Source organism: Clostridium sp. KLE 1755 (assembly GCF_000466465.2).
GTDB classification, from domain to species: domain Bacteria; phylum Bacillota; class Clostridia; order Lachnospirales; family Lachnospiraceae; genus Eisenbergiella; species Eisenbergiella porci.
Genome location: NZ_KE992733.1, coordinates 1 through 22,469, shown reverse-complemented (window position 1 = coordinate 22,469; position 22,469 = coordinate 1). Strand labels below are relative to the sequence as shown.

At 46.9% G+C, this 22,469-nt stretch carries 13 protein-coding genes; all 13 read right to left on the bottom strand.

The window, feature by feature from the left end:
• Positions 1 to 9: 9 nt before the first annotated feature.
• The 13 genes from HMPREF1548_RS17585 to pyrG all read right to left on the bottom strand — a co-directional run bounded on the left by HMPREF1548_RS17585 (position 10) and on the right by pyrG (position 22,252).
• Positions 10 to 2,853, bottom strand: a complete 2,844-nt coding sequence (locus HMPREF1548_RS17585; RefSeq protein ID WP_035322723.1) for a hypothetical protein — start codon at positions 2,851 to 2,853, stop codon at positions 10 to 12.
• A 132-nt stretch (positions 2,854 to 2,985) separates the two neighbouring features.
• Positions 2,986 to 4,719 (bottom strand): amylo-alpha-1,6-glucosidase, encoded by a 1,734-nt coding sequence (locus tag HMPREF1548_RS17580; protein ID WP_021637743.1) that lies wholly within the window; start codon positions 4,717 to 4,719, stop codon positions 2,986 to 2,988.
• Positions 4,720 to 4,733: 14 nt separating this feature from the next.
• Entirely contained in the window at positions 4,734 to 5,627 is an 894-nt protein-coding gene (locus HMPREF1548_RS17575; protein WP_035322721.1) for a carbohydrate ABC transporter permease, read from the bottom strand.
• A gap of 41 nt (positions 5,628 to 5,668) precedes the next feature.
• Positions 5,669 to 6,595 carry an ABC transporter permease gene (locus tag HMPREF1548_RS17570; RefSeq protein ID WP_021637741.1) on the bottom strand — a complete coding sequence of 309 codons (927 nt, stop codon included), beginning with the start codon at positions 6,593 to 6,595 and terminating at the stop codon, positions 5,669 to 5,671.
• A gap of 16 nt (positions 6,596 to 6,611) precedes the next feature.
• Positions 6,612 to 8,402 carry an extracellular solute-binding protein gene (locus HMPREF1548_RS17565; protein WP_021637740.1) on the bottom strand — a complete coding sequence of 597 codons (1,791 nt, stop codon included), beginning with the start codon at positions 8,400 to 8,402 and terminating at the stop codon, positions 6,612 to 6,614.
• A gap of 226 nt (positions 8,403 to 8,628) precedes the next feature.
• Positions 8,629 to 10,221: a response regulator transcription factor gene (locus HMPREF1548_RS17560; RefSeq protein WP_021637739.1), complete on the bottom strand. Its 1,593-nt coding sequence runs from the start codon at positions 10,219 to 10,221 to the stop codon at positions 8,629 to 8,631.
• Between the two features lie 7 nt (positions 10,222 to 10,228).
• Positions 10,229 to 11,863 carry a sensor histidine kinase gene (locus HMPREF1548_RS17555; protein ID WP_198168646.1) on the bottom strand — a complete coding sequence of 545 codons (1,635 nt, stop codon included), beginning with the start codon at positions 11,861 to 11,863 and terminating at the stop codon, positions 10,229 to 10,231.
• A gap of 518 nt (positions 11,864 to 12,381) precedes the next feature.
• On the bottom strand, positions 12,382 to 13,071 hold the full coding sequence (locus HMPREF1548_RS30595) for a serine hydrolase domain-containing protein (RefSeq protein ID WP_276946299.1): 690 nt from the start codon (positions 13,069 to 13,071) through the stop codon (positions 12,382 to 12,384).
• The gene (locus HMPREF1548_RS30590) at positions 13,001 to 13,543 is read right to left on the bottom strand and encodes a serine hydrolase domain-containing protein (RefSeq protein WP_276946298.1); all 543 of its coding nucleotides are present in this window, start codon (positions 13,541 to 13,543) and stop codon (positions 13,001 to 13,003) included. The genes HMPREF1548_RS30595 and HMPREF1548_RS30590 overlap by 71 nt, the downstream gene beginning before the upstream one ends.
• 297 nt (positions 13,544 to 13,840) lie before the next feature.
• Positions 13,841 to 14,548 carry a phosphoribosylaminoimidazolesuccinocarboxamide synthase gene (gene purC / locus HMPREF1548_RS17545; protein WP_025490379.1) on the bottom strand — a complete coding sequence of 236 codons (708 nt, stop codon included), beginning with the start codon at positions 14,546 to 14,548 and terminating at the stop codon, positions 13,841 to 13,843.
• A 40-nt stretch (positions 14,549 to 14,588) separates the two neighbouring features.
• Positions 14,589 to 16,073 (bottom strand): glutamate synthase subunit beta, encoded by a 1,485-nt coding sequence (locus HMPREF1548_RS17540; protein WP_021637732.1) that lies wholly within the window; start codon positions 16,071 to 16,073, stop codon positions 14,589 to 14,591.
• A 9-nt stretch (positions 16,074 to 16,082) separates the two neighbouring features.
• A complete protein-coding gene (gene gltB / locus HMPREF1548_RS17535; protein WP_021637731.1) occupies positions 16,083 to 20,630 on the bottom strand; it encodes a glutamate synthase large subunit in 4,548 nt (1,515 codons plus the stop codon).
• 2 nt (positions 20,631 to 20,632) lie between these two features.
• Positions 20,633 to 22,252, bottom strand: a complete 1,620-nt coding sequence (pyrG, locus tag HMPREF1548_RS17530; protein ID WP_021637730.1) for a CTP synthase — start codon at positions 22,250 to 22,252, stop codon at positions 20,633 to 20,635.
• Positions 22,253 to 22,469 lie beyond the last annotated feature (217 nt).

The window sequence follows — 22,469 nt, the reverse complement described above, 5'->3', positions numbered from 1 at the left end:
CAAACGCCTTTAAACTGCGTTAATTACCGAATATCCATCCACCTTTATCCTCAGATCCTCCGGCTCCTCAATTCCGTACCAGGCCAGTTTCAGTTTTATCTTATTGCCGCCCAAATCTTTATCTGCTTTGTGATAAAATGTCCAGCCGCCTGTCCCCGGCAAATCCGTTCCGCATTCCCAGTGATAAGCCGGGTACAGCGGGCTTGCATTGGTAAAAGGAATGACAGAACCGTCTTCTTTTTCTGCCCAGACAACCGCAGACTCCTGATTCAATGCGATTCTGACAGGGCTCTCCGGTTTAGCCGTAACTGCCACATATCTGTTCTCCAACTCAATACCCGGCTCATACTCCAGCGTATACACAGCTTTGGGAAGCCTGTTTGTCAGCAGGTTATTTCCCTTCCATCCTTCAGCACTCACTTCCCGGACTCCCAGAGCTGTCTGTTCGTATACCTTTATGTTCTCCACACACAGCATATCCAGCTTCATACGCAGATACCGGATGTCCGCCGTTTCCCTGAATTCAATGGCAACCCTGTCCAGCTGAGAATCGCAATACATGGGAACTCTCTTGTAGAAAACCTTCATTTTTTCCTTTCGGAATTCCCTGCAGTCCCTGCTGTATTCACAGTATACCATATCCTCATAATCCATAATATTCCCGGTATATCTGGTAGGGCCGTATCCCTTATCCGATAGTTGTATAACCACCTTTTTCACCGGATAGACCGCTCCTAAATCCAGCCGCCACACACTGTCCTTTCTGACGGCATCCGCATAATCATTCCATTGTGTCAGCGGATCTCCATCCCATGCATTTTCCGCAACGCCGCCGCACTCCCTCTTGATTTTCTTCAAAAACGCTTCCCTGCATGCTGCAACAGCTTTCTGCTTCGATGGCGGCAGCTGCAAAAGAGCCTGTGCCTCAGATGCATCACTGGAAACCTGGAATTTTGTAAATTCTGCATTCCGGATATCCGACTCCTCCGGCCTCCTGGCTTCTGCGTTTCCCAAATAAACGGAGGAAGCTCTCATCATTCCGGCCTTCAGTGTGGAAATACGGATATCCTGTTCCCGGCTTTCTTCCTCCGTATTCACTTCAATCAAAGCGACACTGAAGGGAGACATGGAAAGACACAGCCTGTCTCCGGCAGAATTCAATGCTTCTCCTTTAACCGGATATAAAATGCGTGCGCTGCAGCCTTTAAAATCAGGCAATAGTTCCTTAAGCTCCATCGTAACCTCAGAAACATTCCAGTCATCATTTACCATACACAACAGCGCCTGTTGTTCCCCTTTATGCAGGTAACAATGAAATTCTTCCAGATATTCCGTATGTGATAACAGTTCCTTTTTCTCCTCAGCCAGCCGTGATAAATAACCCAAATCCTTAAAATCCTCATCCGGAAGCATAAAGAGACAGCCATATACCTCCGGCGAAAGCATCAGGGCTCTTCCAAAGGCCTGTACCACAAATTCGGACTGCCATCCATGGCTGATTCCGTTCATACAGATTCCATGATCCTCCAGAAGCGCGCTGTATTCGCCAAAGTAAGACGGGCACTTCCGCTCAAAGCTTGCATACCTGGTAAAGAGTCTGGCCTTGTGCTCGTTATATAAAAATACGTCCGGATAGCTTTCCGCTCCCTGCCAGAGGGTAGAATCCAAAATTCCCAGAATATAGGGGGAATTCGTAATCCGATGATTGATAACAATCAGCCTTGGATTGATTTCACGGCATTCCTGCATCAAACGTTCAAAGCGCTGCATGTATTTCTCATTATGATAAGGGTCATCCGTCAGAGGCACCGATACACAGGCATCAATCTTAAACAGATGCAGCTTCCACTCCCGTACCATATTGGTAATATCCCCGATTCTGCCCTCCGTGTATTCAAATTCATCGCCAAACCCGTCCGGGCCAATCCATACGCCAAAATCCATCCCTAACTTACGGCACCGTTCTGCACAGACACGCAATCCGTCAGGGAACAATTCCTCATGTACCAGACGATATTTGTCAAAAGTTCTTCCCCATCGGCTTTCCACCGCACCATCATCTACTGCATAGATGTCAAAATGTACGCCATACTCATTTTGCAGCCACTCCATGAAATCCAGATTCCGGTTCATCTCCCCGGCATTGGTTCCCTCCGAGGCGTGGGTCAGCCAGTCGAAATAAAAACTCGCCCGTCTTGTCTCCCGCCCCCGCAATCTCCGGAGATGTTCCATAAATGCCCGGGCTGCCTCCCCTTTCCGGGAAATTCCTGCCGTAAACGTCCTTGACCTCCATGTACCTCCGGTTTCCAGTTTATCCCCGATATACTGGCGGCATACAAAGTTTTTCCCTTCGTTTAGGGTATGCTGTGCAACCGGCCAGTCAATTCCGAAAAACAGGCTGCCTTCCGCAAAAAAGGGATAGGCCTCCATCTGCGCCTGTATATTCAAATCGGTATTCCCCGCATCCCCATGCCCGATTTCCGTACTGCTGCTGCACAGATATACATCACCTTCATAACAGCCCTTTATCAAATCCAGATAATCCAGTGCAACCGGCGCTCCTGTATTTTTTATTTCCATGTAACAATTCAATTCATTCTCCAGAAGACTGTTATGTAAGATAATCTGTATCTCCTGACACTCAGCCTGTAAGACCACTTCCGTCCCGCTGATTTCTCTGACTGCAAAATCCATGTCCTTCCCGGCCAGATTTTTCTTTGCCAAGTCAGACACTAAGCTGAATCCACAGTCAGAAAAAAGATTCTCCTGTCCGGTCAGCTTATTATAAATCCGCACAAGACCACCCGTATCGGACAGTATTACCTTTAAATCGTCATTTTCAATTTGATACATCCTTATACCTCCTGCGATACTGCACCTATCAGCAGTTTGGAAGGGACCCCCAACCTTCACGTTCCTCTGCATCCATCCGGTTTTTCAGGGCGCAGGATCGGCTGCCTGCGCCCCCACGATCAACGAACTCTGTTATTTTCCATACTCCCAGTGAAGCAGCATGTAAACACTGGCTGCCCAAGTATAGCCGGGTGCTCTCAGGCCTTCCCCGGTCAGCGCATCGAAATTCTCGTAATTTCCTTTTGCAATTTTGCAGGACATATGACAGTATTTTGCCGCAATCTGCTCTGCCAGGGAAGCATATCCTCCTCTGCGCAGGCCGTCAATCAGCAGATAAGTCGTCGGCGCCCAGATAGGGCCTCTCCAATATCCATCCGATTCATACTCTTTGCTGGACGGCATTTCTGTTGCCAGCCCGTTTGCCGTAAGGAAATCCTTTTCCAGAATTGTTTTCAGCTTCTCTCTTTTTTCCTTATCCAGAAGCTCTCCGAGAACCAGCGGCATCAGCGCCAGAAGACAGGTGGAATTTCCGTCACATGTATGTGCTCCGCTCATTTTCGCTACAAAGCGTTCTCCATTCCAGCTATGTTCGTAAAATCTTTCCAGCAACTCGTTGGCTTCTTTCTCCCAATGCTCTGCCTCTTTCGTCCAGCAGCAGCTGGTATCTTCCTTTTTCTCCAGCTCTTTTGCAATTCTTGACAGCGTCTGCATCTGCAGAATTAGAAATGCAGGCAGATCGGGTGTCTCGACAAAGAAGCCGCAGTCAAACAGTGTTGCATTATCCCAGCCGCTGTCACAGCCCTGCGGATACTCCGGTATACCGTCATGATCCGTATCGCTGTATTCCATCCACCAGCCGGTCAGTTTCTTCAGATAACCAAAAACTTTTCTTAATTCCGCTGCTTCAAAATCATACTGATCCATCAGTCTGGAGAAACACCATCCATGGATAGGCGGCTTGGTCACGCCCCATACAATCTCGCTATGGGGATTCCACATATCCGGCAGCACCCCATGCTCCGATTGCAGGACAAACGGTGCCTCAAACTGCTCCATTGCTTTCTGCTTGCTGATTTTAGCCATAGCCAATGCATTGAAGCAGTGATCCCAGCTCCAAACAGAGCTCATATACTTCTTGGACATCAGCATGGTATCATGCTGATATACATCTTCCGCGTGCACAAAGCTGGACCAGAGATTGTACCAGGTAATTCTTGCAAATTCTCCTGTTTCCTCATCCGCCTCCTCATTTTCAGACAGATAACCGAGGAATTTGTCCCACTCTGCTTTGACCGCTTCCATTTCTTCTTTTGGACAAATCGGCAGTATAACCGGTTTAGGCTCTACAAAAGACAGGGTCAGCGCCATCAGGATATGTCCGTTTTCACAGCTTACGTGTAACTGTTTTTTCTTATTTTTCAAATTTTCACAGGTGCTGTACGCTTCAAATGGCCCTTCCAGATAAGCGGCCCCCTGTTCTACAGCAAAAGTTGTATAGGTTCTCTGCTCCACGGAAATCATCCGGAACGTTCTGTCGCTTTCTTCCACACCGTATCCGTTGCTCCGAAGCAGACTTACCTGTAAATCCAGGCCAAAACTCTCAATTCCCACAGTCTGGTCATCTCTGATATAGATTTGCGCATGTCCGTTTTCATTTTCCACCCGGATTTTTTCAGGGCTTGCCATACATACAAAATCCTGCAGTTCGTCTTTTCCAAAGGTCAGGGAAAACATGGGGCCTTCCTCAAATCGTCTCTTCACATTGTGAATGATAAGCTCTTTTTTCCCCTCATCTCTGGAAACAGATACATATGCCCCATATCTGCTGAATGGAATATGTGTAATATCAATTCTTGTCTCGTTCATTTGCCAAACCTCCGTTATTCTTTCACGGAACCCAATACGATTCCTGTCATAAAATATTTCTGCACAAATGGATATACCACCATAATCGGCACCGTGGACACAAAAATTTGTGCAGCCATCAGTGTACGGTCCGATAATTTTGATGCCAACTCCAGCTCCTCCCTCGTCATCTTTGTTGGATCGATGGGATTGTTGAGCTTTTGCTGCAGAAATGTCTGCAGCGGATGCCAGTCCATATCCTTTAAATAAATCATTCCTGTAAACCATTCATTCCAAAGCCCAACCATATTGAACAAAATAAGTGTTGCAACGGACGCCATGGAAACAGGCAGATAAATTTTAAATAAGATATCAAAATGTGTTGCGCCGTCAATTTTTGCCGATTCCGAAAGCCCTTTGGGAAGATTCCGGAAAAAATTCAGTAAAATAATGCAGTTACCTACCGTAAACAAACCGCCGTTAATCACCAGAACCAACGGATTATTCAACAAATGGAGATTTTTCATCTGCAGATACGTTGGTATCAATCCTCCACTGAAAAAAGCCGGAATATATAAAAACCACATGATAAAATCCCGCCCTTTCAATTCGTTCTTCTCCAACGATAACGGATACGCAGCCAGTACCAGTATAATCATATTGAGCAGCGTCCCTGTAAAGGTCCTGCCGATTGACACTAACAGCGCTCTGAGCGTTCTGCTGTCATGAAAAATTCTTTCATAAGCATAGGTCTGAAATCCCACCGGCCAAAAAGTTACCTTATTCGCCGCAATCGCAGATTTATCGCTGAGGGACAGGACAAAAATATGATATACCGGTACAAGGCAGCTAAGTGCCAGCAACAGCAGAATAATATAAATAACCGCATCTATGATTCTGTTTTTTATCCCACGATTTACATTGTTCATTTTTATGCCAGCCTTTCTATCCATACACTATTTACAATCCGTTAGAAGATTCTGTAATCCAGCGTCTTGTAAGCGACCCATCTGGAAATAACGATCAATACCAGACCGATTACAGATTTGAACAATCCTACCGCTGTTGACAGGCTGAACTGTGCCTGCTCCAGGCCCATTCTGTATACAAAAGTATCAATGATATCCCCTGTCCTGTAGACTGCCGGATTATAAAGATTAAAAATCTGGTCAAAGCCTGCATTCAATATGTTGGACAGGTTTAAAACTACCAGCAGGATTATGGTTCCTTTAATACAAGGCAAGGTCACATTCCAGATTCTTCGGAATCTTCCCGCCCCATCCAGACAGGCCGCCTCATATAACTCCGGATTCACACCGCTGATTGCTGCCAGGTACAGAATGGAATTCCAGCCGAATTCCTTCCATACCTCTGTGATGATCATCGTTCCCTGAAAGTAATCATTGCTCCCGAGAAAAAATTTAGACGCGATTCCGAACAATCCCAGAAACTGATTGACAATACCGGAGCTTGACAACAAGTCGATGAAAATACCGCCTACAATAACCCATGAAAAAAAATGAGGCATATAAACCAGCGTCTGTACGCTTTTCTTGACATATTTGTTCCGGACCTCATTCAGCATGAGGGCAAACACCAATGGCACCAACTGGTTAAAGAACATTTTGCCAACAGCTATCACCACCGTATTGCGCATAATATCCTTAAAATCAGGCATCTGAAATACAAATCTGAACCACTTGAATCCTACCCAGGGAGATCCTGTAAATCCGAATGCCGGATTATAGTCCTGGAATGCAATCACAACCCCGTATATAGGTACATACATGAAGAGGATTGTAGCAATGACGGCCGGAGCCAGCATCAAATACAGCATCCAGTTTGCTTTCAGATTCCATTTTATTTTTTTCCTGATTACTAACTTTGTATCTGCCATGACAGCCACCCATTCTCTATTTTACGGATTGATACCACTCATTGACTTCTTTGCTGATATCATCACCGCCTGATTTTTTCCAGTTCTCCACAAACACATCAAATTCATCAATGGGCGCCTGTCCCATAATAATATTCGTGAAGGTTTCCAGCTCCAGCTTATCAAGATATGCTTTTTTCTCCTGCATCGCCTTTGTCAGTGAACCTGCATAGGCATCAAAAGTCACACATCCATCAGCATTCATTTCCTTGTACAGCCTGACAGAACTTAAAAGACTGTCATATCTGTCAACCGGATATGTATATTTATCCTTTTCCGTAATATCCAGTTCCGTAAGCTCTGAAGCATCTCTTACGCCTTCCTCAACCTCACTCATCTTATAATACTGATCCAGCAGTTCTGTGGGACCCTGGTTCATCTTAAGACCGTAACTCACTCCATATCCGTTCAGGACACCGCCTCCGATATCTTCCGGATAGTCATACGTATACTGTGAGGTGTTAAACGCAGTATCCAGATTGTTAGGCTGCAGGATTTCATAAGGCTCAAACATCATGTCATACTGATATTCTTCCTTCATCAGCTTTCGCATGGCATCGTTATTTCGATAGTATTTATCCATGAACACATTAAAGAGATAAATCACCGCCTCCGGATATTTACATTCAGCATTGATTGCGTAGCATTTTGTCTCTGTATTAAACGCGCCGTTTACGACCACCTTTCCACTTTCATTGGTACCCTTTAACGGCCTGTAGGCAACCATTTTTGCTTCCGGAATATTCACCAGCATATCCGGGAACGGCATCCATACAGCGCTCCATGGGCCATAGTAGTTGATTGCGTGTCCCTGCACCACAGCTTCATTTGCTTTTTCCAAATCTTTTACCACAAATTCCGTATCAATCCATCCCTTTTGATACCATTCGTTAAGCTTTCGCAGAGCTTCCTTCATTTCCGGCTGTACGCTGCCATAAACCAGTTCATCATTTTCTCCTACAAGCCAGTGATACGGATACGCTCCATAAGCATCCGTGATTGGACTCATACCGGAGACAGAAGTCGCATTTCCCGCGCTGAGTACGAGCCCGATGCCCTCCGGATCCACCTTTTTAAACGCTTCCATCACCTTTTCCATATCTTCCACTGTTTCAGGTATATCCAGTCCCAGTTCATCAAGCAAATCCTGACGGATCCAGTTATTGTTCCAAACAGTTGCCCAGACATCCTGAAGCGGCGGGAGTGCATACTGTACACCATTCTCAGAAAAATTCGCCCACGCATCACCATTCATGGAGTCTTCAACCTGACCTATCACATACTTCACCAGGGGAGAACCGTATGTATCCAGCAGCTCATCCAACGGCTGAAGCTTGCCTGCTTCATACAGCCCCTTCATCTGTGAAGCCTTTGTTACGATGACATCCGGCAGTTCTCCGCTTACCATTGCCAGATTCATCTTCTGTTCATTATCGGCAGGCGTTGTGGAAATCCACTCCGCTTTCCATTCAATGCCGTAGGTTTCCTTACACCAGTCTGTCCAGAAGTTTTCATCAAAGCTCATACCATCCGGAATCTGTTCCACCTGCAGGCTGTCTTCACTGAAATTCTGTGTCATCTGGATGACCGGTTCATATTTTTTCCAATATGGAGAATCTCCCGTTACAGCAACGGCTTCCTCCTGCACACTTTCTTTTTGTGCACTTTCATTCTGTGAGGTTTCACCTGCTGCATTACTGCCACATCCTGATAAGAAAACGGAACAGGCCAGCACTGCGCTCAATAAAACACTTATTTGTTTTTTCATTATCCATCCCTCCTGTTACTCCCTGATACATTATTGCTTTTCTCCTGGGAATTCCCTTCTATGCATATTCTTATTATACGTACCGGACCATTTCAAAAAAATATCCATTTCTTGCATTAACGACTCATTTCTGACTGAAAAAGCCGCCGGACAGCGAAAGTCTAATTTTCTTGCATGGATTTCTATATTAAAACAGGCATCATGAAAAGATGCCTGCTAAAAAACATTATGATTTCTGATAATCCTTTGCAGTCATTCCTGTCTGCCTTTGAAAAATACGGTTAAAATGTGCCGGACTCTCATATCCCAGCATCTGTGCCACCTGGTATATCTTAATGCCCGGCTGCCGCAACAGCTCCCTGGCACGCTCTATTTTGCAATACTGGATATATTGAATGACTGATCTTCCCGTCTCTTTCCTGAAGACTCTCGTCAGATGGCTGGCGTTAACATACAGCTCCTCCGCCAGGGCCGCAACCGAAATATTCTTATCAATCCTTTCAAGGATAATTTTCTTTGCCTGATTCACCAGATAACCACATTCCCTGTCGTTTTCATTAACACACCATTCAATGTATTTTTCAGTTACCTGACGGCACCAGGCTTTTAACTGCTCAATGGAATGGAAACCGGCATAATTGTAAAAGCCTTCTGATAAATCACCGCTCCACTGCCCGATCGAAATCCCCCTGATTCCGGATGCCCTAAGAATCGTCTGTGCGATATGGTAATAGACCAGCAGGAACCGGCTATCTTTTCCTCCATTTTCCGGTTCTGCAAAAAGCTCTTCTATTTTCTGCAAGGCTCCCTTCCTGTCAAGCGCATCAACATACATCTCATATCCCGGATATTCCTCTAAAATTCCAATGGATTGAAATGACTGATTTGATATATCCGGCCTGATTTCTTCCAGTTCTCCCTCTTCCATGGACAGATGCTGGTCTGCATGTCTTTTCAATAGCCAATAAAGTTCATGTACTTTTTCTGTTTTTTCACATTCCCATATATAAAACAGGGACAGATTACAGCCTGCCGTAGTCCGGGCTGAATAAAGAAACAGCTCCCACATATTCGTTGCATCCTGTATGGCGGCAAACGCCTGATCCTGATCCTCTTCCATAATAACCGCAAGCAGATCCCCGTCAGCGTTTTCAAAAAGAGGATAAGCCCTGTTCTTCAATAATATTTCACTGATAAGCTTCCTTACCACTACCCTGTACTTTAATTCCTGCTTTTTGTAAATCGTATCCCATGAGTCTATACGTAATAACAAAAGAGAGGCAAACTTTCCGAGCTGCTCCTTCCCCCAAAGCAATTCTCCTTCTTCTCCATTTAACTCTCTCCCTTTGATTACCCACTGCTGCAGCAGCTTTTCCTTCAGCAATGGTCTGGCTCTTTCCCATTGAGCCTGTACAGACTCCTTCTCCGCCGCCTGTTTCAGCTCTGCCCGCAGTTTATCCAATCCTTTTTTTACCGCATCGAAAAGCTCCTCATTTGCAGCCGGCTTCAACAGATATTCTGTTACACCATACCGCAATGCCTGCCTGGCATATTCAAATTCCTCATATCCTGTCATGAAAATCATTTTTACATATTTCCATCTGTCCGCTATTTTTTCCGCCAGGCGGATTCCGTCCATTCCGGGCATGCGGATATCTGTCAGCACCACATCCACCCTTCTCTTATTCATATACTCCAATGCCTCTAATCCATTATAGACACACTGAACCTCCGTGATATCCAGTTCCTCCCAGTTAATATCATATGCAATGCTTTTAGCCACATCCTTTTCATCATCCACAACCAATAGACTGTACATTCTCTTTTCAAACCTCCAACCGCTTATATTCCGCAGGAAATTCCATTACCACTATCGTATTGTTCTCCCGGCACTCCATCCACAGATCACCTTCTTCCCTGAAAAAGAGCTGCAGACGCTGGTATACATTGTTCAGTCCGTGTCCATTCATCTGTGTATGTATTTTATCATTAATTTCCTTTAATTCTTCCATTTCCAGCTTCTTTCCGTCATTGCCGATCTCTATATGGATTTTACCGTCCTCTGTTTCCGAAAAATCCAGTGTGACGTTCACCTTATCTTCAAAGCTGGAGATGCCATGTACAAAAATATTTTCAACAATCGGCTGAATTAACAAACGGGGAATCTGATAGTCCTGCATTTCATGCAAAGCCCCTATTTCAAACCATATTTTGTCCGGATAGCGCATCTGCTGTATTTGAAGATAAACATCAATATTAGCCACTTCCTCTCCAATTGTAGTAACATCAAGGTTGCTTTTCGTTGCATACCGGAAATACCTGCCCAGAAAAAGCGCCATTTTCGACGCTCCCTCCAGATTTTCCGAGGATATCATCCGATATATAAAGTTGAGACTGTTATACAAAAAATGAGGGTTTATCTGGGACTGTAACAGCTTCAGCCTGTTTTTTTCCAGCGTAATTCTTGTACGGTAAATTTCATTGATCGTATAATCCAGCCGTTCCACCATGCTGTTAAACTGCTCAAAAACAAAGTCCATTTCAGAATCAGGATGGATTTGGATGCGCACCTTCAAATCATCCTCCTTCACCTTTTTCATAGCATCTATCAACTGGTACAATGGTGTCAGCAATATTTTATGTATAGAAGAAATCATCGCAAACGCCAGAATAAAAAACAGGAATGCAAAAATAAAAATAAGCTTACGTACTATAAGAACCGGCTGCAGATACTGCGTTTCCGCAAAAACAAAGCCAAAAACCATATCTGAGTCTTTTAAAGTCTGATACAGAATCCGATATCTTTCCCTGTCCTGAAAATAGGTCAGTTCCCCACTATCCCGGGCCGCTCCTTTAATTTCAGCTGTTATTGCCGGAATGCTCAGCTGGTAGCTGTTTTCATAAAGAATCAGTTCCGATACTGGATTCACGCAAAAGGGCATTCCCTTATCCTGAATCTGAAATTCCCGGAGCATTTCTCTGATCGTTTCTTCACTGATATCCACCTCCACAATTACACTGCTGCCATCCAACAGACTGTTACCGCTCTGTACAATGGAAAGACTTTTCTTCTCCGGAAGGTAGTTTCCTTTTTCCCGCATCACCCAAACCCCTGTCCGTATTTGTTCCATATCCTGAAGTAATTTGTCAATTTCCCTTACTTCCCTTATGCCTTTACTCGATGAAAATATTCTTGACTTAAGCGGCAGTATCACATTGATATCCGCTTCTATATTATTCACCTGCTCCAATAGCACAATCTGATCCAAAAGCTCCTTATAATCCCAGATATATTCCTTTTCCAGGGTTTCCGGACGTTGATTAAGAGTCATAATATCCGCGTCAATCGCAAGCTTGGATGCCAGCCTTTTCATCCGGGACATGCTCTCGTCAAATTTATCCTGAAGCACATCAAGAGACATACCGTAGGATTCCGAAACCTCACGCTGCAGAATTTTCATACTCTGATAGTTACTCCACAACCCTACCAACAATATACCGCCGAAAATCAATACAAAAAACAAGGCCAGCTTTTGTTTTATCGTAAAAAATATTCTTTTGTAATTTCCCCTTTTACCAGATAAATTCATATTGCTTTTCATCGAGCAGACTTTCCCCCGATTTTTCACTTCCTTCCATCTTTATTGAACAAATCAAAGACCCCGCTGCAAGCAACGGGGTATCAAACTTGCAGCGCTGCAGAGCAGCGGGGTATTTGACCCTCGCGGCAGTCGCCAAATATCCATGCAAGCATGGCTACTTGGCTCGTTGCTCGCGGGAATAAAGGCTTTCCTGTTATGAATAACTCTATTTTACTACAGATATATATAAAAGTCAGCCAACCCCAAACATATAAGATACAGGAAAAAATTAACTTCGTATCAGTTCAGACTGCACTGTCCTGTCTGAACTTTTACTTAATTTCTCCTAAAAAAATACACCCGGATTAACATACAAACCGAGTGTAAAATATTCCTTATTACAGGGAACTCAACACCAGATTCCGCAGTTTATAGGTCAGTGCAAAGGTTCCTGAGTCTTTCATCTGGGTTCCCACTAAAATTGTCAGCTTCTCTCCGGGAAAATTTGCAAAATGTGTGCCAAGCCAGCCATCCCAGCCATATTCCCCTTTTTCGGCCAGATATCCACATTGTCCGGGATTTTTACATACCCGCATCAGGTTACCATAGCTGTAACCTGACAGTACATCCCATTTTTCAAAGTATTTCTGCTGGCAGTCCAAAAGCTGCCCTCCTGTCATATACCGTACCGTGGCAGGCTGCAGAATCCTGACACCGTTCAGACTGCCACCGTTTTGCAGCATACGGGCAAATTTCATATAATCATCCAGCGTAGAGGCAAGCCCTGCTCCGCCGGATGCAAAAGCAGGTTCACGGGACATATCGTTGCGGATACCCAGATGGCTGCCTGTATACCTTACCAGCTTCCTTTGCCCGTCCTGTGTCCTTATACTTTCATACACCTTCGTAAGTCTGTGTTGTTTTTCCTGAGGTACCCAAAACGCCGTATCCTCCATCCCCAACGGTTCCAGAATCTCTTTTTTTAGAAAAGCAGCATATTTCATCCCGGAAGCCACTTCAATAACCGCGCCTAACACATCTGCTGAGGTACTGTACTGCCATTCCTGTCCGGGAATCCGCCACCTCACGGGTCGTCATCTCTTCATTGCCGCCCAGTCTGCTGCATACCTGAGCAAATACCTTCCCCGTCTGCCGCCCCGCCAAAGTAGCTTCATCCGGGTATACCAGACCGGAGGTCATCCGCAACAGATCCTGCACCATCATTGACCGTCCTGCCTGTTCCAGTTTTACTAATGTACTGCCGCAGCAAACCTTCTGTTCCCTGAATGACGGAAGGAAATCTGAAACCGGCTGACACAGCTCCAATTTACCCCGTTCCATCAAAATCATTGCAGCCGCTGCTGTCACCGGCTTTGTCTGAGAATATAATCTGAAAATCGTATCCCGTGTAATTTCTTTCCCATTCTCCCTGTCTGCCAGACCCGCCTGACAATAACAAATCTCCTGACCATCCTTCTCCACCAGCAAATTCACGCCCGCCACGATATTTTTATCCACATACTGCCGCATCACACGACCGAGTTCTTCCTTTAAGTCCATCCCGTTTTCCTCCTGCACAGCGTTTTTCCCTGGTTTTTCTGATTCAGTCCTGATTCATATAACTCCTGTAAAAACCGGAAAATTCCTTTCTTTGCATACATATATTATACATACAGTATTGCTAAAAAAAATATCCGTTTCTTGCATTATCTGCTCATTTCTGACTATATACTGCTGTCCGGGGTATCACAGGAGATGCCGCATAATTGGCGGTCAGCTTTTCCTGCCTGTCATAAATGCCTGGTGCCTTAGACCCTTTACTTTATCCCAATGGTTGGCCCTTTTGCCTTTTTTGTTCTAAAGGAGGCCGATTCTGGAAAATACCTCCTGATAGGCCTCCTCTGCTCCGCCCATATCCCGCCTGAAACGGTCCTTATCCAGCTTTTCTTTGGTTTTACTGTCCCACAGCCTGCAGGTGTCTGGGGAAATTTCATCCGCAAGAAGGATCTTGCCATCAAATCTTCCAAATTCCAGCTTGAAATCAATTAGCTCAATGCCTGCGGCCGCAAAGAAATTTCGCAGCACCTCATTGACCGCAAAAGCAGTCTCCGTAATTTTTTCGATTTCCTCTTCGGTAGCCAGATTCAACGCCAGCGCATACCAGTGATTGATAAATGGATCCCCCAGTGCATCATTTTTATAGGAAAATTCCACTGTTGGGCATTTTAATGTTCTGCCCTCTTCAATGCCCATGCGTTTTGCGAAGCTGCCGGCGCCCACATTGCGGACAATAACCTCCAAAGGTACGATTTCCACTTTTTTCACAAGAGTTTCCCTGTCATTCAGTTCCTTTACAAAATGAGTGTGAATCCCGTTTTTCTCCAGCAGTTCAAACAGGAGATTGCTCATTCGGTTGTTAATGGAACCTTTTCCGTCAATCGTCCCTTTCTTCTGCCCGTTAAAGGCGGTAGCATCATCCTTGTAGCTGACAATCACCATGTTTGGGTCATCAGTTGCGAAAACCTTTTTTGCTTTTCCTTCATATAACTGTTCTCTTTTTTCCATGACTGTCTCCTGTTCTGATTTGCACATTTTATATTGTTCCTTAAAGGCCTGTATAGCCCATCAGAGATTCATCGATCCGGGCAGCGGCTTCTGTGCCTTCTGCGATAGCCCAGACCACCAGGGACTGCCCTCTGTGCATATCGCCTGCCGTAAAAATTCTGGTGTTTTCGGTACAATAAGAACCGGGAGCTGTCTCCACATTCGTCCTCCCGTCTAATTTGACACCAAAAGTTTCTGCACTATAACTCTCGCTGCCCAAAAAACCTGCTGCAATGAGCACAAGATCTGCAGGAATTTCTTTTTCGGTTCCGGGGACGGGCTCCATGCGCATCCGGCCCGTCTTTTCGTCACGTACGGGCGCCAGCTGTACTGTTTTGGCACCGCATATATCTCCCTTTTTATTTTTCAGGAATTCGGTAACCGTCGTCTGATAAATTCTTGGGTCATGGCCAAATCGGTCAATCGCTTCTTCCTGCCCGTAATCAGTCTTTAACACCTTTGGCCATTCCGGCCAGGGATTGTTGGCCATCCGCCCTGCGGGTGCTTTCGGCATCATTTCCAGCTGAACCACACTGGCGGCGCCCAGTCGGATAACGGTTCCCACACAGTCGTTTCCTGTGTCGCCGCCGCCGATCACCAGCACCTTTTTCCCTCTGGCAAGGTGATAGGGTATTTCTTTAAAATTACTGTCCAGCAGCGTTTTAGTCACATTTTTGAGAAAGTCCACCGCAAAATAAATTCCTTTTGCATCTCTGCCGGGCACTTCAATATCTCTCGGGTTTGATGCACCTCCGGCCAGAAGGATGCGGTCATATTTTTTGAGCAGCTCCTTTCCGGGGAGGTTCCTTCCCACATCCACTCCGCATTCAAAACGGACGCCTGCTTCCTCCATGAGACGAATGCGTCTGTCTATGATACCTTTTTCCAGCTTCATATTGGGAATGCCATAGCGAAGCAGCCCACCTGGACGGTCGCTTCTTTCATATACCGTCACGCTATGGCCGCGGCGGTTTAACAGTAAAGCTGCCGCCAGTCCTGCCGGTCCGCTGCCGATAACCGCTACGGTCTTTCCTGTGCGCACACGGGGAGAGTCAGCCTTTACCAGTCCTTTCGAGAAGGCATACTCGATTACAGCCTTTTCATTTTCCTTTGTAGATACCGGTTCACCGTGCAGACCGCAGGTACAAGCCGCTTCACACAAAGCCGGGCAGACCCTGGAGGTGAATTCCGGGAAGCAATGGGTTTTTGACAGTCTGATATAGGCCTGCTCCCAGTTGCCGCGATATACCAGGTCGTTGATTTCCGGTACCAGGTTATGCAGCGGACAGCCTGATGCCATGCCGGCGATCATCACTCCCGCCTGACAGAAGGGCACGCCACATTCCATGCATCTTGCTCCCTGAAGGCGCTGTTGTTCTTCGGAAAGGGTGCCATGGAAGTCTCTGAAATTTTTAATTCTTTCGCCCGGAGCTGACACCGGTCCCATTTTCCGTTCATAATCCAAAAAACCCGTCGATTTTCCCATTCTTTTTCCTCACTTTCTATTGACGCCCGCATAGAATGCTTCTATCTGTGCCTCCTGTCTGCTCATGCCCTGTTCTTCAAACTGGGAAGACAACTGAATCAGATGCTTGTAATCTGCAGGAATGATTTTTTTAAAGGCAGGCAGATATTGTGCAAAATGTGCCAGAATTTCTTTCCCTTTTCGGGAATTGGTGTGGGCCACATGGGCTTCGATCATGGCCCGCAGCTCTTCCTGGTCATATTTGGTTTCCACCTTTTCCATGAGCACCATTTCTTTATTCAGATTTTTATACAGACAATTTCCCTCATCCAGCACATAGGCGATGCCGCCGCTCATGCCGGCCGCAAAGTTTTTACCGGTGGGTCCAAGCACCGCCGTCCGGCCTCCGGTCATATATTCACATCCGTGCTCACCCACGCCTTCCACAACCGCTGTTGCGCCGGAATTTCTCACACAGAAGCGTTCGCCTGCCATGCCGGCGATATAGGCTTCCCCTCCGGTGGCCCCGTAGAGAGCGACATTGCCTATAATGACATTTTCTTCCGGCACAAAGTTTGCTTCCGGTGGCGCATAAACCGCCAGTTTTCCGCCGGAGAGGCCTTTGCCGAAATAATCGTTGCTGTCGCCGCACAAAGACAAGGTGATCCCTTTGGGCAGAAATGCGCCGAAGCTTTGTCCGCCCGCTCCCTGACAGAGTATGGTAATGGTATCCTCCGGCAATCCGGAAGGATGATGCCGTGTCACCTCCGCCCCCAGCAGGGTTCCGAAGGTGCGGTCGGTGTTGGTCAGCTTAACCTGATAGCTGCTCTTTTTCCCCTGAACCACCGACTCCAGAATTTCTTTGTTTTTCAGAAGCTCTGCTTCATCCTTTGTCTGCTCAAGCTGAAAATGATAGGCACAGTTCGGATCAAATACACAGTTCTTCCTTTCTCCTTCGTTCATTCCCTGCAGAATAAGGCTTAAATCCACCTTCGCTGCCTGTCCTGTCAGGAAATCCTTTTTCTTTAACAGATCTGTACGGCCTACCATTTCATCCACGGTGCGCACGCCCAGCTTCGCCATATATTCCCGCAGTTGCTGCGCAATAAAGAGCATAAAATTCATCACATACTCCGGTTTTCCAGTAAACCGTTTGCGAAGTTCCGGATTTTGGGTAGCAATGCCCATAGGGCATGTATCCAGATTGCAGACCCGCATCATCACACAGCCGAGCGTCACCAGGGGAGCCGTAGCAAAACCGAATTCCTCTGCGCCCAGAAGGGCTGCTATGGCCACGTCACGGCCGCTCATGAGCTTACCGTCTGTTTCAATGACCACCCGATTACGGAGCCCGTTGCGCAAGAGTGTCTGGTGTGTTTCCGCAAGCCCCAGCTCCCAGGGCAGTCCCGCATTGTGGATGGAACTTACCGGCGCGGCCCCGGTGCCGCCGTCATAGCCGGAAATCAGGATAACCTGGGCCCCCGCTTTCGCGACCCCTGCCGCCACCGTGCCAACGCCTGCCTCAGAAACCAGCTTTACAGATATACGGGCATATTTATTGGCGTTTTTCAGATCATAAATCAGCTGCGCCAGATCCTCAATGGAATAGATATCGTGATGCGGCGGCGGAGAAATCAGGCTTACGCCAGGCGTGGAATGACGGGTTCTGGCAATCCACGGGTATACCTTTTTGGCGGGAAGATGGCCGCCTTCACCAGGTTTTGCCCCCTGCGCCATCTTAATCTGAATTTCCCTGGCGCTCACCAGATACCGGCTGGTTACGCCAAAGCGCCCGCTGGCAACCTGTTTGATGGCAGAGCTTCTGTCGTGATCGGTTCCGGCAGATTCCAGACGTTCCTCACTCTCTCCGCCCTCTCCGCTGTTAGACTTGCCGTGGAGCCGGTTCATGGCAACCGCCAGCGCCTCATGGGCTTCCTCAGAAATGGAACCGTAAGACATGGCGCCTGTCTTGAAACGCTTTACAATGGATTCCACACTTTCCACCTCTTCTATGGATATCCCCGTCTGCGGATACCGAAAATCCATGAGGCTGCGTAAATATCCGGTATTTTCCTCATCCACCAGCTTTGTATAGGCACAGAATTTTTCATAGCTGCCCTCTTTTGTGGACTGCTGCAGCAGGTGGATGGTGCGGGGATTATAGCGATGTTCTTCCCCCTGGCTCCGCATTTTGTGCCGTCCCATGGAAGAAAGGGTCAAATCCGTATCCAGCCCCAGAGGATCAAAGGCTTTGGAATGCTGTTCATCAGTCTGGGCCGCAATATCCTGAAGAGTGATGCCGCCCACCCTGCTCACCGTCTGGGTAAAATACCGGTCAATGACTTCACTGGAAATTCCGATGGCCTCAAAAATCTGGCTTCCCTGGTAAGACTGGATTGTGGAAATCCCCATTTTGGAGGCAATTTTTACAATGCCCTGTAAAATAGCTCTGTCATAATCTTCCACAGCGGCATAATAGTCCTTATTTAAAAAACCCTCTTCCACCAGTTCCGCGATGGTGGAATGAGCCAGATAAGGATTGACCGCACAGGCCCCATAGCCTAAAAGGGCTGCAAAATCGTGTACTTCTCTGGGTTCCCCTGATTCCAGGATGAGGGAAAGCGCTGTGCATTTTTTCGTTTTTACCAGATGCTTGTGTACCGCAGAAACGGCCAGCAGGGAGGGGATTGCCACATGGTTTTCATCCACGCCCCGGTCAGAAAGGATCAGGATATTCGCTCCTTCCCGGTAAGCCTTATCCACTTCCACAAACAGATGCTCCAACACCCTGTCTATGGGAGTGCTTTTATAGAAAATAATTGGGACACAGGCCACCTGAAAGCCGGGTTTTGTCATCTCTTTTATTTTTAAAAGATCCAGATCCGATAAAATTGGATTATTGATTTTAAGCACCTGGCAGTTCTCCGGTTTTTCTTCCAGCAGGCTGCCGTTCTTCCCCACATATACTGTGGTGGAGGTTACAATTTTTTCCCGCACCGCATCAATGGGCGGATTCGTCACCTGTGCGAAAAGCTGCTTGAAATAGTAAAACAGGGGCTGATATTCTTTCGACAGGACTGCCAGAGGGGTATCCACACCCATGGCGCCGATTTGCTCCGTGCCGTTTAAAGCCATGGCGCAGATGCCTTCCCGGTATTCTTCATAGGTATAACCGAAGGACTTCTGCAGTCTTGCGCGTTTCTCTTTTGTGTAGGAGGGAATTTTCTCATTCGGAATTTTCAATTCCTGCAAGGTAACCAGATTGCTGTCCAGCCATTCCCCGTAGGGTTCCTTTTTTGCATAATATTCCTTTATTTCCTCATCACTTACCACCATGCCCCTCTGCGTGTCCACAAGAAGCATCTTCCCCGGATGCAGGCGTTCCTTCTTGAGAATGTTTTCCGCCGGAATATCCAGCACCCCAACCTCTGAGGAAAGAATCAGACGGTCATCATCAGTGATGTAATACCGGGAGGGCCGAAGGCCGTTTCTGTCCAGCACCGCTCCCATCAGATCCCCGTCGGAAAAAAGGATGGATGCAGGGCCGTCCCAGGGCTCCATCATAGTGGCGTAGTATTGGTAAAAATCGCGCACCTCCTGGGAAATGGTATCGTTGTTGGCCCAGGGCTCCGGAATGGTGATCATTGCCGCAAGGGGAAGCTCCATGCCGCTCATCACCAGAAACTCCAGCGTATTGTCCAGCATGGCAGAATCGGAGCCGCCTGTGTTTACCACCGGAAGGACCTTTGTCAGATCATCCGCCAAAAATGCCGGCGCCCGCATGGTTTCTTCCCTGGCCAGCATCTTATCCGCGTTTCCCCTGATGGTGTTGATTTCACCGTTATGGACGATAAAGTGGTTGGGATGCGCTCTCTCCCAGCTGGGATTTGTGTTGGTAGAAAAGCGGGAATGTACGATGGCAATTGCGGACTCATAGTCCTCGTCCTGAAGGTCTGTAAAAAAGGTACGCAGCTGTCCCACAAGAAACATTCCCTTATATACAACAGTCCGGCTGGAAAGAGAAGGCACATAGGTATTATTGTTGCTCTGCTCGAACTCGCGGCGCACCACATAAAGACGGCGGTCAAAATCCAGTCCTTTTTTTAACTGTTCCGGCTTTTTTACAAAGCCCTGACAGATTACAGGCATACATTTTCTGGCCTTATGTCCCAGCACCTCAGGCCGGATGGGAACATCCCTCCACCCCAGAAATTCCATACCTTCTTTTTCCACAATGATTTCAAACATCTTTTTGGCCTGGCTGCGTTTCAGTTCATTCTGGGGGAAGAAAAACATACCCACGCCATATTCTCTTTCACCGCCGATATGAATTTGGGCCTGCCCGCAGACCTTTGTAAAAAAACGGTGAGAAATCTGAGTCAGTATGCCAACGCCGTCCCCGGTTTTGCCTTCTGCATCCTTCCCGGCGCGGTGTTCCAGCTTTTCCACGATTTTTAAAGCATCCACCACTATCTGATGGCTTTTCCTGCCTTTAATATGAACGACAGCGCCAATTCCGCAGTTATCATGTTCGAATGCCGGACTGTAAAGATCCTGTTGTGTTTGTATCTGTTTCATTGTTATTCCTCCTCCTTGACGGTAGTGTATTCCACGGCTGCGGCGATCAGGCCCCGGAAAAGAGGATGGGCATGATTCGGCCGGGATTTAAATTCGGGATGGGCCTGAGTGGCAATAAAAAAAGGATGTTTCTCCAACTCAACCATCTCCACGATCCGTCCGTCCGGCGACAATCCGGAAAGACACATACCTTTTTGGATCAGACATTCCCGGTATGCATTATTTACCTCATAACGGTGTCTGTGGCGTTCTGAAATTTCTTTTTTTCCATACAGCCTTTGGGCCAGTGTCCCATCCTTCAATATACAGGGATAGGAGCCCAGCCGCATGGTGCCACCCAGATTAATCACATTATTTTGTTCTGGCATCAGCGCGATCACCGGACATTTTGTATCAGGATCCAGCTCCGCACTGGCTGCATCAGGCAGTCCGGCCACATTTCTGGCAAACTCTATGATAGCAAGCTGCATGCCCAGACAAATTCCAAGATAGGGAACTTTATTTTTTCTCGCATATTCGATCGCCAGGATTTTTCCCTCTGTTCCCCTCTGCCCGAATCCTCCCGGAACCAAAATGCCGTCCGCATCATGCAAATATCCCTCCAGATTTTCAGGTGTAAGCTCTTCAGCATCAATCCAGCGGATATTCACATCCGCCCGGTTCGCGATGCCGCCATGTTTTAAAGCTTCCGCCACGCTTAAGTAAGCATCGTGCAGCCCAACATATTTTCCCACAAGGGCGATCGTCACAGAGGTACAGGGATGGAGCAGATCCTCTATCATCGCCTTCCAGCCGTTCAGGTCCGGCACTGGACAGGGCAGCCTTAAACATTCGCAGACGGCCTGGGCCAGTTTTTCCTTCTCCAGCATCAGCGGCACTTCATATAAAGAGGGAGCGTCCATATTTTGCAGCACCTGCTCTTTTTTTACGTTACAAAACAAAGCAATCTTTTCCTTCATTTTTTCATCCACCGGATAATCGGAGCGGCACACCAGAATATCCGGCCAGATCCCCATGCCCTGCAACTCCTTCACACTCATCTGTGTGGGTTTTGTTTTCATTTCACCGGAAGCTTTTAAATAAGGAATCAGGGTTACATGTATGAGAATCGCATTTTCATGTCCCATTTCATGTTGAAACTGACGGATCGCTTCCAAAAAAGGCTGGCTCTCAATATCTCCTACAGTCCCTCCCACCTCTATGATGGAAATGGTCTCCTCCTCAGGGGAACTGGCCCGATAAAAACGGGACTTGATTTCATTCGTGATATGGGGAATCACCTGAACGGTTCCGCCGCCGTAGTCACCCCGACGTTCCTTATGCAGTACCGACCAGTATATTTTCCCGGTGGTGACGTTGGAATTTTTGTCAAGACTTTCATCGATAAACCTTTCATAGTGCCCTAAATCCAGATCTGTCTCCGTACCGTCATCTGTCACGAATACTTCCCCATGCTGGATGGGGTTCATGGTTCCCGGATCTACATTAATATAGGGATCGAACTTCTGCATGGTAATGTGGTAACCTCTCGCCTTCAGCAGTCGTCCCAGCGAAGCCGCCGTGATTCCTTTTCCCAGGCCGGACACAACGCCGCCTGTCACAAAAACATATTTTACCGCCATACTCTCCTCCTGCCCTGCATGAAAAATCTACATATATAAAAAGGTGCCAAAGAGCCCGCATCTGCAAGCTCTTTGACACCCTTGTCAACCTGTCTTATTCTATCTCTTAACAATGTTTTTATGCGTTTCAATATAAACTAATACTTTTGATTTGTAAAGACTTTTTTTCAAAAATTTTTCATGGAGCGTTACTGTTCACACCCCATTTGGGTCCCTG

Bases quoted from the DNA above. Each gene is read 5' to 3' on its own strand.
- HMPREF1548_RS17540 (WP_021637732.1), bottom strand. From the start codon at position 16,073: ATGGGAAAATCGACGGGTTTTTTGGATTATGAACGGAAAATGGGACCG.
- HMPREF1548_RS17555 (WP_198168646.1), bottom strand. From the start codon at position 11,863: ATGAAAATTCTGCAGCGTGAGGTTTCGGAATCCTACGGTATGTCTCTT.
- purC (WP_025490379.1), bottom strand. From the start codon at position 14,548: ATGGAAAAAAGAGAACAGTTATATGAAGGAAAAGCAAAAAAGGTTTTC.
- HMPREF1548_RS30590 (WP_276946298.1), bottom strand. From the start codon at position 13,543: ATGGACTTAAAGGAAGAACTCGGTCGTGTGATGCGGCAGTATGTGGAT.
- HMPREF1548_RS17575 (WP_035322721.1), bottom strand. From the start codon at position 5,627: ATGAACAATGTAAATCGTGGGATAAAAAACAGAATCATAGATGCGGTT.
- pyrG (WP_021637730.1), bottom strand. From the start codon at position 22,252: ATGGCGGTAAAATATGTTTTTGTGACAGGCGGCGTTGTGTCCGGCCTG.
- HMPREF1548_RS17580 (WP_021637743.1), bottom strand. From the start codon at position 4,719: ATGAACGAGACAAGAATTGATATTACACATATTCCATTCAGCAGATAT.
- HMPREF1548_RS17560 (WP_021637739.1), bottom strand. From the start codon at position 10,221: ATGTACAGTCTATTGGTTGTGGATGATGAAAAGGATGTGGCTAAAAGC.
- HMPREF1548_RS17565 (WP_021637740.1), bottom strand. From the start codon at position 8,402: ATGAAAAAACAAATAAGTGTTTTATTGAGCGCAGTGCTGGCCTGTTCC.
- gltB (WP_021637731.1), bottom strand. From the start codon at position 20,630: ATGAAACAGATACAAACACAACAGGATCTTTACAGTCCGGCATTCGAA.
- HMPREF1548_RS17570 (WP_021637741.1), bottom strand. From the start codon at position 6,595: ATGGCAGATACAAAGTTAGTAATCAGGAAAAAAATAAAATGGAATCTG.
- HMPREF1548_RS17585 (WP_035322723.1), bottom strand. From the start codon at position 2,853: ATGTATCAAATTGAAAATGACGATTTAAAGGTAATACTGTCCGATACG.